This window comes from Phaeodactylibacter sp., assembly GCF_040219495.1.
Lineage (GTDB): Bacteria > Bacteroidota > Bacteroidia > Chitinophagales > Saprospiraceae > Phaeodactylibacter.
In genome coordinates this window covers 30,456-45,684 of the sequence record NZ_JAVJSK010000142.1, presented here as the reverse complement: position 1 = coordinate 45,684, position 15,229 = coordinate 30,456, and the positions used below count along the sequence as shown (strand labels likewise).

Genomic DNA, 15,229 nt, shown 5'->3' with positions numbered 1-15,229 from the left:
TTGCTCATGCCTGAAGAAGCTTGCTCTTCTAAAAGTTGCGCCATCTCTTCGGCGCGGCCATTGTTTTTCATCTCTTGCCTTTTTCGACAAAGGTCGCGCTTGCGACTGGCGCAGGCAATACGGGGTTGCTCGGACGTTTACCCTGAAACGATTGAAATCTATGAAACTACCGGTATCACGCTCTAAAAAATAGGCCCCAAAAAATCCACCAACCCTTCTTTCCACTGCGGCTCACCGAGTGGTTTGACCATCAGGGAATGCTTGACCGAGTGGCGGGTGAGCCCCAAGGACTGCTCCCCGGTGATCATCATCCAAACGCAGGGGTTGCTGACCAGTTGGAAACCATTGTCGAGGTAAAGCTGATGCTGACTGGCCAGGAGGACGAGAAAGTCAATCCGATGAGCCTGCCCCAGGTCAGTGAGCTCGTCCAGCAGGTAGCTGGCAATGCGGCGGCGCTGGAAAAGCGGGTCTACGCAGAGGTCCATCACGCCAAAGACCGGGTACAACTGACCTGCATTGTGCAGCAGCCGGTGCTCCACAGCCATGTGGGCCATGAGTTGCTCCCCCTGAAAGCCCAGGTAGCGGAAATCCGGCAGCTGCCGGTAAAAGGTACGGTCCGGATAGCCCGGAAAAGCGGTCTTCAGCAGCTGTTGTATGCTGAGCTGCCGGTGCTCAGTCAGGGCAAATTCCTCCACCCGTTCCACATGAAGCCCCTCAGGTAATTTAGTAATACTCACTTAGTAAAGATTTCAGTTCCTGCTCATCAAGTTTGCGGCGAAGCTCGCCTTCTGCCGCAATGGATATATAGCCGGTCTCTTCAGATACAATAAAAGCCGCCACATTGGCCCGCTCGGTAATGCCTACTGCTGCCCGGTGGCGCAAACCGGCGCTGCTGGGCAGATTGGGGTTTTCAGAAACGGGCAGTACGCAGCTGGCGGATTGTATGCGCCCGTTGCTGATGATGACGGCCCCGTCGTGCAGAGGGCTGTGTTTATTAAAAATACTTTCCAACAGCGGCTCCGTGATGTCGGCGTCCATCGCTACCCCGGAGCTGACCAGCCCGTCGAGGTCCAGGTTGCCGGCCAGAACAATCAGGGCACCGGTTTGGCGCTTGCTCATGCGTACAATAGCCGACCGCAGTGCCCGCAATTGCCGGACCTTTTCTTCTGTGTTTTCCAGGTTGCGGTCCAGGATGCGCCCCAGGAAATTGGAACGCTGCCGCAGCGTGGTATTGCCCAGGAACAACAGGAAGCGCCGTACTTCCGGCTGGAAAATGATAATAATAATAATCACACCAACGCTTACAAACTGATCGAGCACGGCCGATAGCAGGTCCATCTCCAGTTGGTTCACCAGCCACCACACCACGTAGAGCGTCAGTACCCCCACAAAGATATTGAAGGCGATATTGCCACGCAGCAGCTTGTAAATCTGATACATGAGGTACCCGACAATGATGATGTCGAGTACATCCCAGATTCTGACCGGCAAAAAACCAATATCAAAAAGGTAGATCATGTATGCTGCGTTGGCTTTTAATACTCCCCTCGGTCACGAGAGGTGAAATTTTTGACGACTTTATTTTTGTGGCCTGCAAGGTAAAACCACGATGGCACTCGCTGTGCAGAGCAAAGTAGACGCGAAGCGAACCGCAGGCATAGCCCGGCTACGGGGAGCATTTTTAACGCCGCAGGGCGCAAAAAGAAAAAGTCAAAAATCACTTATTGTGCCCGAGGGGAGTATAATCCTTTACGGGCGTTTTCAAATGGTACAATAGAAACGCCATGACATCTGCTCCTGTTCTACCGAAGGGCTGTGCTTGTGGTACCGGATAGACGAGCACGGGGGCGTTGCCGCTTTGCTGATGTTGCAAGACTGCCCCCATTTTCCAGGTGTGCACGGGCATGACGGCATCGCTGCCCTGATGGGCCAGCAGCATCGTTGCCGGGTACTGGTCTGTCGTTAGTTTTTGCACAGGAGAGTAGGCGAAGATGTGGTCAAACTGCTTGGGGTCGGCGGGATCGCCAAACTCGGGCAGCCATTTCCAGCCGGAGCCTAACTCCGGATAGCGCAGCAGGTCGTACATGCCATCCGCCCCCGCTACCGCACCAAACAGGTCGGGGCGCTGCGCCAGGCTGGCTGCTGCAATCAGTGCGCCGTGCCCTTCTCCGTACACGGCAATCTTTGCGGCCTTGGTGTAATCATTGGCGATAAGGTATTCGGCGGCAGCCTGAAAGTCGTCAAAGGTGTTTTGCTTGTACTCCCGCTGACCTGCCCGCCGTTTGGCCGTTTGCAGTGCGCTGCCGCCCCGAAGAGCAGGGATCGCACAGATACCGCCCTGCTCCAGCATGAGCTGAGCCAACAGCCGCTCCGTGGTCTGATGCATGGGCGCAAATGGCCCGTCCTTACGCCCTCCGGCAAACAACAGGACCGGCTGTTTACCGTTGAGCTTGGTGCCTATTTTGCGGGCGATATACATGGAGAGCTCAGTCTCGTCGTAGCTCTTGAACTGTACCAGGCTGACCTTAAAGTTTTTGGGGTCCAGGGTGGTGACCGGGGTATGAAAAGCGGTCATCCGCTCTGCATTCAGGTCGAGGCGGTAGATCTGCGGCGGCTCCAGCAGGTGGCCATAGCTGATGAAGACATCCGGGGTGTCGTACCGGCTGCTGATGTCAAGGACGCACCCGTTGTCGGGCAGTTTGGGGCGCTTGAGCAATTTCCCCTTGGTATCGTATAGCGCCATGGCACTGCCCTGCGCTGTTTGGTAGACGGCGAGTATCTTACCGTCTGTCCAGTGCACGGACTGCAACGGGGCTTGCCCGGCTGGCAGGATGGTCTCCCAAAAAGAAGGGTCGGGCAGCTCCGGGTCTATCCGCACGAGGCGGCGGTTGGGCGCATCGAGGTTGGTAATGAGGTAAATACCGGTGGCATCGGCGCCCGCCCATTCAAACTGGAAGGCTGCATCTTCAGCAATGGTGGAAAAAGGGGCATCCGGCTGGTTCAGTGACCGGGCATAAACAGCTTGTCTGCCTTCTGAATTGGTGGCAAATAGGAGGAGATACCCCTGCTCCTGGCTCAGGTAAGTCTCAAAACGGTAGCGGGGGTCGCTGCGGTCTGCGTAGACAAGTTCGTCTTCCGACTGATCGGTGCCCGCACGGTGGTAGTACATCTGCTGGAAAAGGTAAGGCTCAAGGTTGTCGCCGGGCCGGGCGTAGCGGCTGTAGAAAAAGCCATCGCGGTACCAGGTGATGTTGCTGTGCCGTACAAACTGCAGGGTGTCCCGCAGGAAAGCTTCTTGCTTAAGGTCATAGATCAGAATGTCCTCCCATTCGGAATGGGCAACGGAGCGCTTCAGTGCCAGCAGCTCGCCATCGGCAGAGGCCGCCAGGCCGGTGATTTGAGAACTGGCCGCCCAGCCTTCCGCTTCCGGGTCGATTAGCTGGGTTTCCGGCCCCTGTATACTATCCCTGCGGTACAGCCCCTGGAGAACACCTTTCCCCGATTTCAGGAAATACCAGGCCCCGTTGATTAGCCGGGGAGGGGTGATGGACACATAGTCTTGTAATTGGTCGAGCTGCCGGCTCAGGGCTGCCTGGCCGGGCAACTGGCTGAGGTAAGTACCGGTCATTTGGGCTTGTTCGCTGATCCAGCCCTGTGCCATAGCCGAGTCGGTCTGCTCCAGCCAATGGTAGGGCGCAGAGACTTTGTAGCCGGCATAGCTGTCCGTGCGGGCGGTGTCCCGGGGTGTTTCCGGGTAAGAGACAGGAATATCAGGGAAGTCATAGGCTTGGTCAGATGCCCCCGATTGGCAGCCTGAAATACAGAAAGCGGCGCAGCATAAAAAAAACAGACCCTTGTTTCTCATGGTGTTCGTATTTTGATTTGTCCCTGATTTTTTGCCTTCTACCTCAATTTATGGCTATCTTGAGTTCAATTTCGGAAGAACGTTCAGCAAATTCATTGACGCCATGCAAATTAAAGCATTTTTCGCCATCCTGTTGTTTTGGGGCACAGTAATCAATAGCGCCCAGGCACAGAATGAGGATGTTTGGTATGATGAGAAGAACCGGCCTTATATGCTTGATGAGGAAGGGCAGCGTAAGTACGTGTTCTCTATTGGTGAAGGGGAACAGGCCGGCCCGGCTCATGCCATATTGGATGTGGAAGTGCTGCCACTGCCGGGAGAGACCATCGTTACCTTTGACGATCTGCGCCGGATTGCAGACCGTAAAGCCCAACTGGCACGGCAGGCTGCTGACATCGCTCAGCAACGGGCAGATGAGGCCCGGGAACGTACCCTGGCGCTGGAAAAAGAATTGGAGAATGCTAAAAAGAAAGAAGGTGATTCTAAAGAAAAACAGCAATTGCAGGAACGCCTGAAAAATGCCCGGGAAACCGAGTCTATCGCTGTCCGGGAAGCCAGAATGGCTAATAACGAAGCGCTAAATGCCCGTCAAATCCGTGACAATCGCAGTTATGTGGAAGCTTACCAAAAAGAACAGGCGCAGAAACGGCTCCAATTGCAGCAATTCGAAGGAGTGGATGTCCTTTCCTCGGACTCTTACGAAAGTGTGCTCCTTGATGATGATTTCCGCCCCTTCGGGCATAGCAATGAGGTCATTCAGTCCCCTCAGTATCAATGTGCCTTTGCGTATGAAGGGGTGAACTCCGCCGGTAAATACCAGGTCGACCAGGAGAAAGCGCTGCTGTTTACCCATACGCCCACCGAACGGCTCCGCCCAGTACTGCAAGGGCGGGAATACCTAACCTGCCGGGCTTCTTTCAATCAGATGGGCGGTTACCGCTATATTGCTTTGGACTTTACCTTCGCTATGGAAAATGCACAGGAAATCTACGGCGCTATCCAAAAAAATTCCTTCCTGGTCATGGTCACCCTCAATAAGCAGTTTGTTAAACTGCTGGCAGGGAAGGGGAGTAGCGGGGTGTTGAATGAACGGACCGGTGAATTGACCTACAGCGTCATCTATCCCATCGATCAGGGGCAGGTCAACCTCCTCAAGCGCTATGAGCTGGATAAAATCATCCTGGGCTGGAGCAGTGGGTACGAAGAGTACGAAACTTATCACCCGGGCTTGTTTATGCATCAGATCCAATGCCTGGAATCCCGCTGATTTGCTATATTTGCCAGTCCTTATAACCAATCCGCTACCCACTTATGGATGTAAGAACCCGCGATGAAGAACTGAAGGCCGTCCAAATGCTCGGCCTCAAATTGCCGACCGACCCCCGTTGGGTGAATCTGGCAGAGATAGAACTGGAAGAAATTCTGACCGACCACGCCTACTGCGAACAAAAAGCAGCGACAGCCTGTATTTCCCTCATTCAGGGCTACCCTGAGCATGAGGACCTGGTCCGGGAGCTGGCGCCTATCGTTACGGAAGAGTGGGGGCACTTCCGCATGGTGCTCAAAGAGCTGGACAAACGAGGGTTGAAGCTGGGGCGGCAGCGCAAAGACGAATACGTCAACAAACTGCTGGCTTTCCACAAAAAAGGCGGTAGCCGCGAAGAACGCCTGCTGGACAAACTGCTGACCTGTGCGCTGATCGAGGCGCGTAGCTGCGAGCGTTTCCGACTGCTTTCGCTCAATATCAGTGAGGAAGAACTGCGGGAATGGTACCATAAATTCATGGTCGCAGAGGCCGGTCATTACCGCTTGTTCATCGACCTGGCCAAACAGTACGGTGAGGAGGATAAAGTCCGGGCCCGCTGGAAGGAATTCCTCGAACGGGAAGCGGAAATTATGGATGAACTCGAACTGCGGGGCGATCGTATGCATTAGGGCGGATTGGTTATGAAAACCAAAGGGCATGCACAGGTTACCTTCCAAAACGCTATCCGAAACGTACTGCCCCAAAGTAATTTTTGAAGCGGCGCTTTACTTCTCTGCGGCCCACATTTCCATTTCTCAGCAGATATCCTTATTATCGCTTTTCCTACCAAATAAGACCAAATAGAGAAATTCGGTAACCACCTGCACAAAACAGACTGGCTTGCCGTTCCTTTCCCGAAGACCCGGATATCGCAAACCTCACTAACTTAGTTTTATGTCGCAGCAAAACACGATTGATCAGGACCCGCTATGGTTCAAGGACGCCATTATTTACGAATTGCACATCAAGGCATTTCAGGACAGTAACGCCGATGGGATCGGCGACTTCAACGGCCTGATCCAACGGCTGGACTATCTGCAGGATCTGGGCGTGACCGCCATCTGGCTGTTGCCCTTTTACCCTTCTCCTCAGCGGGACGGTGGCTACGACATCTCCGATTACTATTCCATCAACCCGGACTATGGAACGGTGCGGCAGTTCAAAACCCTGCTGGACGAGGCCCACAAAAGAGGCCTGAAAGTCATTACCGAGCTGGTGATCAACCATACCTCTGATCAGCACCCCTGGTTTCAGAAAGCCCGAAAAGCACCTCCGGGCAGCCCGGAGCGCGAATACTACGTCTGGAGCCAAACCACCGACCAGTACAAGGATGTCCGCATTATCTTCCAGGATTTTGAGAAATCCAACTGGACCTGGGACGAAGAAGCACAGGCCTACTACTGGCACCGGTTTTACAGCCACCAACCTGATTTGAATTTTGATAACCCTGCCGTACAGGGAGAGATCTTTAAGATGATCGATTTCTGGACGGATATGGGCGTGGATGGGTTCCGCCTCGATGCGATTCCCTACCTGTTTGAGCGCGATGGCACCAACTGTGAAAATTTGCCGGAAACTCACGTCTTCCTCAAAAAACTACGTGCGCACGTCGAGGCCCGAAACCCGAACGTCATGCTTTTGGCGGAAGCCAATATGTGGCCCGAAGACTCTGCCTCTTACTTCGGAGACGGGGACGAATGCCACATGAATTACCACTTCCCCATCATGCCGCGCATGTTTATGGCCATCAAGATGGAGGACCGCTATCCGATTATCGACATCATAGAGCAGACCCCGGAGATCCCGGAGAACTGTCAGTGGGGTATTTTTCTGCGTAACCACGACGAACTCACTCTGGAGATGGTGACCGACGAGGAGCGCGACTATATGTACCGTGCGTACAACAAAGACTCGGCTTCCCGTATCAACCTCGGTATTCGTCACCGGCTGGCACCTCTGCTGGACAACAACCGGCAGAAAATCGAGCTGATGAACTCCCTGCTCCTCAGCCTGCCCGGCACGCCTGTCCTCTACTACGGGGACGAAATCGGTATGGGCGACAACGTCCACCTGGGCGACCGCGACGGGGTGCGTACACCTATGCAGTGGAATGTAGACCGCAATGCAGGGTTCTCCAATACCCACCCGCACAAGCTCTACCTGCCCCTCATCAATGATCCGGAGTACCAGTATTCAACCATTAATGTGGAGGTGCAGCAGAACAATTCCTCTTCCTTGCTGTGGTGGATGCGGCGCATCATCAACGTGCGTCGGCGCTACCGGGCCTTTGGTCGTGGGGACATCAAATTCCTGTCGCCTGAGAATGCCAAAGTGCTCGCCTTTACCCGTTCTTTCGAAGAGGAGCACCTGCTGGTCATCGCCAACCTGTCGCGGCACGCACAGGCGGTAGACCTGGAGCTGCCGGAGTTCGAGCGCTATCAGCCGATTGAGACCTTTGGGCAGGCACAGTTCCCGCCCATCAACCGGGGGCAGAACCGCTTCACGATCGGGCCATTCGGATACTACTGGTTTGAATTGGAGCCCGCCTTCCAAAATGAAAGATCGAATGTGACCATCCCGGAGCTGCAATGGAAACCCGAGCAGTGGACGGACTTTGCGCAGGACAAAAAGTACCACCCCGAACTTCGGGAGGTGGTCCGCAAGTTTCTGAGCCGCACCCAAAAATACAACATCGACGGCCGCAAGCTGGACAGTGTGGAAATCATCAAAGTAGAGCCCCTGCGCTACGAGGGCGGGCGCTCTCTGCTGATGATCCTGCAGACCCACTACACAGAAGGCTTTCCGGAGCTGTACTTTATGCCGCTGGCTATGCGCAAAGGCGATTATCAGCGGCAGCCCAATGCGCCGGCTGCCAATCAGATTCTCTGCTGCCTGACGGGCACTAAGCAGGAAGGCTATCTCTTTGAAGCGGATGAAAGTACCGGATTCCGCAATTACTTGCTGCGGTACCTGCTCGAAGGGGAAACGGAACTGCCCGAGGGCTTTAGTTTCCAGCACAGCTCCCGTTTGAACGGAGTCCCTTCCAATCAGGCGCTGCCACCTGCCCGGGTCATCGCTACCCAAAGCAACCACCGGGCGCTGGCCTTTGGTGACCAATACTTCCTGAAGGTCTTCCGCCGGCTGGAGGATACCCCCAACCCGGAACTGGAGATCAACCGCTATGGGGACGATTCCCAGCTGCCTGTCCCGGGCTACCTGAGCCACCTGGAGTACAAAGACAAGAACAAGCACCCCTACGTTTTGGCAGCCCTGCAGCCCTATGTATCCAATCAGGGCACCGCCTGGACTTACTTTTACGACAACGCACGGCGCTTCCTGGAAGACATTAGCGTGGAACAGGAAGCCCTGCCGCCGCTCGATGAGGGCATTAAAGCCCGGTTTATTGGTGATATCTCGCTGAACCGGGCGCAGTTGCTCGGTCAGACGGTCGCAGAGTTCCACAAGGGGCTGACGGAAAATGACCTGCCGGACTTCCAGCCCGAAGCTTTTTCTCTGCACTACCAGCGTTCCCTGTTTTCGGCCTGGAATTCCCAGTTGCGGTCGAGCTTCCAGCGGATGAATAAATCGGACCGGATGTCTGATCATCAAAAAGCGGTGCTGACCGAACACAAAGAGCGCATTACTGACGAGCTGCGTAAAATCTACGACCACAAGCTGGATGCACTGAAGATTCGGGTGCACGGTGACCTGCAGCTGGAAAAAGTGTTGTTTACCGGCAATTCCTTTGTGCTCTTCAATTTCGAAGGCGACCGTACCCGTAGCTTCAGCGAGCTGCGCCTGCGGAAATCTCCGGTCCGTGATTTGGCCAGCCTGTCGAGCTCACTATACTACGCTGCAATGGGCGCACTGCTGACACAAATCAAGCCCAAACAGCCCAATGAGAGTGTACTGCTGCCGTATGCCGAGGCCTGGTATGATGCCATCCATAATGCTTTTCTGGAAGGCTACCTGCCGGTTGCCCGGGCCGCCGGTCTGCTGCCCGCCTCAGACGAAGACTGGGAGTTACTCATGCACACTTTCCAACTGGAGCGCCACCTTTACGAACTGGGCTTTGAGCTGCAGCAAACCCGGGAGTGGGAAGCAATCCCTTACTGTGGGCTGCTCCGGCGGATTGGGGTAAAAAGATAGGCCCGTGCAGGGTTTTTAGTGGAATTAGTGTAACTTTATTGGCGATAGCATTTCATTGTTTTGTTGACAACGCTACGTTATGCCGGATGAATTATTGCTTGCCTTACTCTTCTTGCTGATTGGATTGCTGGCTGGTGGGCTGGGTGGCTGGCTGATGGCCAAAATGCGGATGCAGCGCCACACCTTTTCCAGGGGAGAAGTAGAAGCCCGGTACGTGCACCGCAGCCTTTACCAGCAACTGGAGCAGCAGGCCGATGCACAGCGGGAAGACTTGTTTGAATTGCAGGAAACGTACCGCTTGACCTCGGAAAAAGCAGCCCGCCTGGAGCAGGCCAACCTGCAGTTGGAGGATACCCTGCGCCATCAGAAAGCAGAGGCTGCCGAACTGCAACAGCGGTTTCAGGCTGAGTTTGAGAACCTGGCCAACCGCCTGCTGGAAGAAAAAAGCAGCAAGTTTACCGCACAAAACCAACTATTGCTGGGCCAGTTGCTCAACCCGCTGAAAGAGCGGATCAAGGCTTTTGAGACGGGTATTGAGCAGCGCTTCCTGGAAGAGACCCGCGACCGCGTCAGCCTGAAAAAAGAAATCGAAGGGCTGCGCGCCCTCAATCAGCAACTGAGTGAGGATGCCAATAACCTGGCGAGTGCACTCAAAGGCGATAATAAGGCACAGGGCGACTGGGGGGAGGTGCAGCTGGAGCTGTTGCTCGAAAAAGCGGGCTTGCAGAAAAATGTACACTTTCAGGCGCAGCCTACATTCCGGGATGAAGATGGGAAAGCCAAACGGCCGGACTTTATCATCCACCTGCCGGAAGATAAAACCCTCATCATTGATTCCAAGGTGTCGCTAAAAGCCTATGACCGCTTCTACAGCACCGAAGATAAACAAGAACGGGAGCGCCATCTCAAAGCCCATACCGATAGCATCCGCCGGCATATCCGCGACCTCGGCAGTAAGCAGTACACCAATCTTTACCAGATTCAGACACCAGACTATCTTTTGCTTTATATTCCCATCGAGCCTGCTTTCGCTTTGGCCGTTCAGCAGGATCCGCAGCTTTTTATGGATGCCCTCGACGCTAACGTGGTGGTCGTTTCCAACTCCACGCTACTGGCTACGATGCGGACGGTAAGCTACATCTGGAAACAGGAGAAACAGAAATCCAGTGTGCTGGAAATTGCCCGGCAGAGCGGACTGCTTTACGATAAGTTCGTCAATTTTGTGGAAGACCTGAAAGAGGTGGGGCAGCGTGTTCAACAGGCCCAAAATGCCTACGATGGTGCCATGAACAAGCTCGTGGAGTCCAAAAAGTACGGAGATACGCTGGTCGGAAGAGCGGAGCGCATACGCGAGCTGGGAGCTCGGACCTCACGGCAGCTTCCGGAAGATATGGTGGAAGCTGCGCGGTCCTCAAAACTCGATGTGCCTAAATCTGACGATGATTGATCTCTGAGCCGTGGGGCCAGAAATAAATGGTCTTTTTGTGATAATTGATGGCAAAGCGGTAGCGGGCCAGAAAGTCAAGCCCCAGAATGCCATCTACGTCAGCGGAGATGGCCTTTTTTAGTTCTGTGAAAACGAACGTGGTGGGGTCGAAAGACCGGCCGCTGATTGTTAGATCAGATACCGGCGCTTTATCGAAATAGTCAGGCATATTGGCAAAATCCAGGAGTTGCTGCCGGGAAATCCTGCCTACGATTTCTCGGGGAAGGGTTTCGAGCAGGTGCTCCCGCATCAGGTTGTAGCGCCCACCGATGTCGAGCCCAAGGCGGTAGGTCCGCCCACCCATCTTTGTACGTAAAACCGGCAGCCCCTGTTCCAGCTCAAAGGGCAGGCTAAACTGTGGCCGGTGCTGCTCGTGCAGCCAGCTGCTCTTGCGGTCGTACAGCAAAACAACCTGATTGCGGAAATCAAACATCACCTCAACTTGCTGGAGGACCTCCGCACCGATAATGCCCATGATTTCCTGATTGGCTGTAGATTCCAGGTGGCTGATATTCATGGCAACAGCTTTCATATCCTGACGCTCCATGCCGGCCCATTCAAACTGATCCACACTAACGGGGACGCCACTGAATGCTGATTGCGCCTGCGGAGCCGGTACCCGCACCAAGCCTTCCACCTGATGGGGATTGACAACAGATAACGGGAAGCCGGTATCCAAAATGAAGTTGCCGGTCGTTCCGTTCATCCGGGCTTCCACAATCACCATATTATTGACAAGCCGAAAGGGTATTTTCTTGAAAGCGCTGTTTTGCGGCAAGGCGGAAGTGCTGCAAAAGACAGCGAGCAGTAGTATGGTGAGTAGCTTCTTCATCTCTTCTGGTCTTTTTTCACAGTACGGGCCTGCCCGGAAAATAAGAGCAGGTAACGTTCAATTAATGGTAAGTTAACATACAGTTAACATTAAACGTTTGTACCGCTTTATAAGTTTCCTGTTCGGCAATATTTCCCATCTTTGTGGGAATAACTCACTCACATGGGAAAGCGACTTGCAGCATTATTGCTTCGATTGTCCGGTTGGCGGCTCAACCCGGCAGTGCCGAAAGAAGTAGAGCATTGTGTGATCATAGCGGCACCACATACCTCCAATTGGGATATCTACTACGCCCGGTTAGCCTTCTACGTTATGGGCATACCCCTGAAATTCACCATCAAACGGGAGTGGATGCGTTTTCCGCTCGGCCTGATCATCGGCCCGCTCGGCGGTTTGGCTATTGACCGGCGCCCCAGGGGGGATTCCGGTGAGCGCCCAAGCTACACGCAGCTCATGGCAGAGTTGCTGGAATCGCAGGATAAAATGGCGATTATGGTGACGCCGGAGGGCACGCGTGGTAGGCGGGAAAAGTGGAAAACGGGTTTCTATTATGCTGCCCTGCAGGCAAAGGCCCCGATCTGCCTGGGTTACCTGGACTACACCAAAAAGGAAGCTGGCGTGGGGGCTTTCATCTATCCAACCGGAGATGTTGAGGCAGAACTAAAGCAAATCATGGACTTTTACAGGAACATCAAAGGCAAATACCCTGATCAGTTCGCCCTGGACCAGCGTTATGTTTCCTAACGCCGCGTAAAGAACGGTTTATCAGTGATGCAGGACCGGCTTACGGTACACCCGGCCGGCAATACGTGCCCGCAACAGGTACCACCCGGCGGGCAGTGCTTCAGGCAGCTGCAACCGAAGGGACTGGCCAGCACTCAGGTAGACTTCCTGCTCCAGGTGCACCTTACCATCAATACCGATCAATTGCACTGCGGCCTGATCATCAACAGAAGTGTGCTGCAGTTGCAGGGTTCGCCCAAATGGATTAGGCCAAACCCTTAGTGCCTCCTCCTCCTGAAGCGTGCTGGTCTGACTGGGGGTCAGCTGCTCCAGAATATCTACACAGTAGTCTTCTACTTCTCCAAAATGAATATGCGGTTCACAGGGCAGGGGTTTCATACTGCCAAATCCGGCCCATTTCAGGCTCACCCGCATCCGGGTAGTACCGGGCAGGGCATTTCCCGGGATGAGCAGGGTGGTGGACAGGCTGTCTTGAGCGGGCAGCAGCAAGGTGTCGAGCAGTAGCTCTGCTGTCGGAGCGAATTGCCCGTCCTGGTCCAGGTCTATCCAAACCCGGATGTACTCCGGGAATGCAATATGTTGAAAACCCGGCCGTATGCTAAGAGGCACGGTTTGCCCTCTCCCGACGGTAAAACCAGGGGTGGGGAAGAGGGGGGTGCCTTCATTCAGCCCACTGAGGTGGTATTGGTCCCCAAAAGTGACGGCGTCAATCCATTCGGTGCCAGAGGTGCCCCCGTAGGAAGTACAGTAGCTAAGGTCAGTGCAGCTACCGCAGCCTTCGGTCACAAATCGGAATTCAACGCTGTTGCTGTCTTCGTTTTGGCAAACCGGTGCAATCATAGCTTTGTAGGCCGTACAGGGCGATAAGCCACTCAGTTGAAGACTGCCGCCATGATGGGTGGTGTTAAAGATCCAACCGGTTTCATCTTGCACCTGAATCTGATAGAGTAGGGGCTCCCCGTTGGTGTCCCAGCTGAGTGTAGCGCCGGTATTGCCCAGGGCAGTAGCGGAAACGTTGCCAGGAGGCAGGCAGCAACCGCTGGTCCATACCTCAATCGTTGGTGAAAATGCGGTCTGGCTGTCCGCACATTGGCGGGCTATCTTAATCTCGTATCGGGTACAGGGCAAAAGGGCATGCAGGGCCACCGGTGGTATGGCTTCGGGCACCTCCTGCCACTCGTTAGCGCCTGCGGGCCTCCAAAGCAGGGTGTTGGCATCTTCCGGGCCGGTATTCGTCCAGGTCAGCAGTAGCTCCTGCTCGTCGGCTTCTTCAGCAGCAAGGTCAAGGACGGGCTGACAGGGGGTACAGTTCAGGGCGAGTTCTTCTAAGGCCCGGTAAGCATTCAGCCGCCCCCCGGTGACCGTCTGCCCGGCCATCCCGGGAGCAGGGTCTGTGGTGTTGAGGAGTAAAGCTTTGGCTTCGAGGGCTGCTGCGGCTGGGTCGTTGTGGGCCAGAGCGCCCAGATCAGAGCAGGCCGAACTGTACAGCAAGGCTACTGCGCCTGCTGCGATGGGGCTGGCGAAAGAGGTGCCAGAGCTCCACCCATAGATGCTGCCGGGGTGGGTGGTAAAGACCTCCCGGCCGGGTGCAGCGAGGTCAACGGCAACCGGACCGTAAGCGCCCGTGCATTCATCCATACGGTTGGACGCCGTAACCGTAAGGAGGTAGGGGCTGCTGCAGGCAGTAGGCATATCACCTACTTCGTCTATATTCCAGCTGGGATTGGCGGTAGCGGCGCAGTTGAGTATACCAGCGGCGCCCAGTTCATCATAAAACTGGCACCAGATCGGGGCTTCGGCGGGAGAAAGCCCGTTGATTCCCCAGGAGGTATTGGTGGCCACTACAAAAGCGCCCTGTGCGCCCTGGGTTTCGTTATAGCGCAGGCGCTGCTCCAATACGTAGGCGTAGGCGGCAATGGCATCGGCTTCGGTTTGGCTGCTCCCGGCTACCACCATAATTTTTATCTGGGGCGCAATACCCGTCCCACCCGTCCCATTTTGCCAGGCAGCAGCGATCATGCCAGCAACAGGCGTGCCGTGGTACCCCTGATGGATATGGTCGCTGCCCAGGGTGGGGTTCCAGCCCCGGTGGTCATCCACGTAGCCGTTTTGGTCATCGTCAATATGGTTGTTGGGGATCTCATGATGGTTGCGCCACAGGTTGGGCGCCAGGTCGGGATGATCGGCCTGAATGCCATCGTCCAGCACCGCGATGACGATGGTGTCCCCGAGGGCAGTAGTAGGGCCGAAAGAGGGCAGGCTCCAGGCCAAATCGGCGTCTACATCCGCATCTGGCAGGCTGTTTTGTTCGGAAAGGTTCAGCCATTGCCACTGCTGCGGGAATAGGGGATCGGTGGGGATGGTATCGCGCAGTTGCAGGCGGTGGTTGGGTTGGGCCAGGGCCACGCCGGGCTGCTGATTTAGCCTTTTTAGGGCATCCGGGAGGCTATAGCGCAGGGTATCATAGGACAATAGGTGGATTCGGGCGCTGCGGGACAGTGTTTCCCGGTAAGTAAAGCCAGGAGCCCTGAGGATTTGTTCCGGAGCCTTATCGGCCATTAGTTGTACCAGGACTTCACCGGGCACACTTTGGGCATTAGTGAGGGCAGCACAAGCCCAGCAAACCAGGAAAAGGTAAAATTTTATGCGCTTAGCGCCGCCCATAGACCCGTCAGATTTTTTGAACACAACAAATCAAAAAGGGTGGCCGTTATGCTGCTGTACGCTTTTCTGGTCAGAAACCCGTACTGTTGCTTAGGATGCGACATTTCAAAAAAGTGTTCAACAAAAGCAACGCATCAGAATATGGTACAAAATGAGATATTTAATTTTTCTTTACCTTTGGCT

Annotated in this window: 11 protein-coding genes; 6 read left to right on the top strand and 5 right to left on the bottom strand. The window is 54.8% G+C overall.

Features of this window, described 5'->3' with window-relative positions; translation table 11 throughout:
- Window positions 1–193 (top strand): hypothetical protein (locus tag RIC19_RS23190; RefSeq protein ID WP_350180772.1); only part of this gene is annotated, 193 nt, incomplete at its 5' end.
- On the opposite strand, the gene RIC19_RS23185 is transcribed toward RIC19_RS23190, so the two are convergent.
- The 3 genes from RIC19_RS23185 to RIC19_RS23175 form a co-directional block, all read right to left on the bottom strand.
- The gene (locus RIC19_RS23185) at window positions 183–737 is read right to left on the bottom strand and encodes a GNAT family N-acetyltransferase (RefSeq protein WP_350180771.1); all 555 of its coding nucleotides are present in this window, start codon (window positions 735–737) and stop codon (window positions 183–185) included. The two genes, RIC19_RS23190 and RIC19_RS23185, sit on opposite strands and share 11 nt — an antisense overlap.
- On the bottom strand, window positions 724–1,518 hold the full coding sequence (gene cdaA / locus RIC19_RS23180; RefSeq protein WP_350180770.1) for a diadenylate cyclase CdaA: 795 nt from the start codon (window positions 1,516–1,518) through the stop codon (window positions 724–726). Before cdaA ends, RIC19_RS23185 begins: the two co-directional genes overlap by 14 nt.
- A gap of 199 nt (window positions 1,519–1,717) precedes the next feature.
- Complete coding sequence (locus RIC19_RS23175; protein ID WP_350180769.1) at window positions 1,718–3,865, bottom strand: prolyl oligopeptidase family serine peptidase; 2,148 nt, start codon at window positions 3,863–3,865, stop codon at window positions 1,718–1,720.
- Between the two features lie 103 nt (window positions 3,866–3,968).
- Here RIC19_RS23175 and RIC19_RS23170 point away from each other — a divergent pair, with 103 nt between their 5' ends.
- The 4 genes from RIC19_RS23170 to RIC19_RS23155 all read left to right on the top strand — a co-directional run bounded on the left by RIC19_RS23170 (window position 3,969) and on the right by RIC19_RS23155 (window position 10,767).
- Window positions 3,969–5,132 (top strand): hypothetical protein, encoded by a 1,164-nt coding sequence (locus RIC19_RS23170; RefSeq protein WP_350180768.1) that lies wholly within the window; start codon window positions 3,969–3,971, stop codon window positions 5,130–5,132.
- A 44-nt stretch (window positions 5,133–5,176) separates the two neighbouring features.
- A complete protein-coding gene (locus RIC19_RS23165) occupies window positions 5,177–5,800 on the top strand; it encodes a MiaE family protein (protein ID WP_350180767.1) in 624 nt (207 codons plus the stop codon).
- 265 nt (window positions 5,801–6,065) lie between these two features.
- Entirely contained in the window at window positions 6,066–9,320 is a 3,255-nt protein-coding gene (treS, locus tag RIC19_RS23160) for a maltose alpha-D-glucosyltransferase (protein ID WP_350180766.1), read from the top strand.
- Window positions 9,321–9,399: 79 nt separating this feature from the next.
- Window positions 9,400–10,767, top strand: coding sequence for a DNA recombination protein RmuC (locus tag RIC19_RS23155; protein ID WP_350180765.1), 1,368 nt, complete (start codon window positions 9,400–9,402; stop codon window positions 10,765–10,767).
- On the opposite strand, the gene RIC19_RS23150 is transcribed toward RIC19_RS23155, so the two are convergent.
- The gene (locus RIC19_RS23150; protein WP_350180764.1) at window positions 10,748–11,638 is read right to left on the bottom strand and encodes an aspartyl protease family protein; all 891 of its coding nucleotides are present in this window, start codon (window positions 11,636–11,638) and stop codon (window positions 10,748–10,750) included. The two genes, RIC19_RS23155 and RIC19_RS23150, sit on opposite strands and share 20 nt — an antisense overlap.
- Before the next feature lie 162 nt (window positions 11,639–11,800).
- Here RIC19_RS23150 and RIC19_RS23145 point away from each other — a divergent pair, with 162 nt between their 5' ends.
- Window positions 11,801–12,382: a 1-acyl-sn-glycerol-3-phosphate acyltransferase gene (locus RIC19_RS23145; RefSeq protein ID WP_350180763.1), complete on the top strand. Its 582-nt coding sequence runs from the start codon at window positions 11,801–11,803 to the stop codon at window positions 12,380–12,382.
- A gap of 21 nt (window positions 12,383–12,403) precedes the next feature.
- On the opposite strand, the gene RIC19_RS23140 is transcribed toward RIC19_RS23145, so the two are convergent.
- A complete protein-coding gene (locus RIC19_RS23140; protein WP_350180762.1) occupies window positions 12,404–15,046 on the bottom strand; it encodes a S8 family serine peptidase in 2,643 nt (880 codons plus the stop codon).
- Window positions 15,047–15,229: the final 183 nt, after the last annotated feature.

Excerpts from the sequence above, each read along its gene's own strand:
- cdaA (WP_350180770.1), bottom strand. The coding sequence starts at position 1,518 with ATGATCTACCTTTTTGATATTGGTTTTTTGCCGGTCAGAATCTGGGAT.
- RIC19_RS23175 (WP_350180769.1), bottom strand. The coding sequence starts at position 3,865 with ATGAGAAACAAGGGTCTGTTTTTTTTATGCTGCGCCGCTTTCTGTATT.
- RIC19_RS23170 (WP_350180768.1), top strand. The coding sequence starts at position 3,969 with ATGCAAATTAAAGCATTTTTCGCCATCCTGTTGTTTTGGGGCACAGTA.
- RIC19_RS23165 (WP_350180767.1), top strand. The coding sequence starts at position 5,177 with ATGGATGTAAGAACCCGCGATGAAGAACTGAAGGCCGTCCAAATGCTC.
- treS (WP_350180766.1), top strand. The coding sequence starts at position 6,066 with ATGTCGCAGCAAAACACGATTGATCAGGACCCGCTATGGTTCAAGGAC.
- RIC19_RS23155 (WP_350180765.1), top strand. The coding sequence starts at position 9,400 with ATGCCGGATGAATTATTGCTTGCCTTACTCTTCTTGCTGATTGGATTG.
- RIC19_RS23150 (WP_350180764.1), bottom strand. The coding sequence starts at position 11,638 with ATGAAGAAGCTACTCACCATACTACTGCTCGCTGTCTTTTGCAGCACT.
- RIC19_RS23145 (WP_350180763.1), top strand. The coding sequence starts at position 11,801 with ATGGGAAAGCGACTTGCAGCATTATTGCTTCGATTGTCCGGTTGGCGG.
- RIC19_RS23140 (WP_350180762.1), bottom strand. The coding sequence starts at position 15,046 with ATGGGCGGCGCTAAGCGCATAAAATTTTACCTTTTCCTGGTTTGCTGG.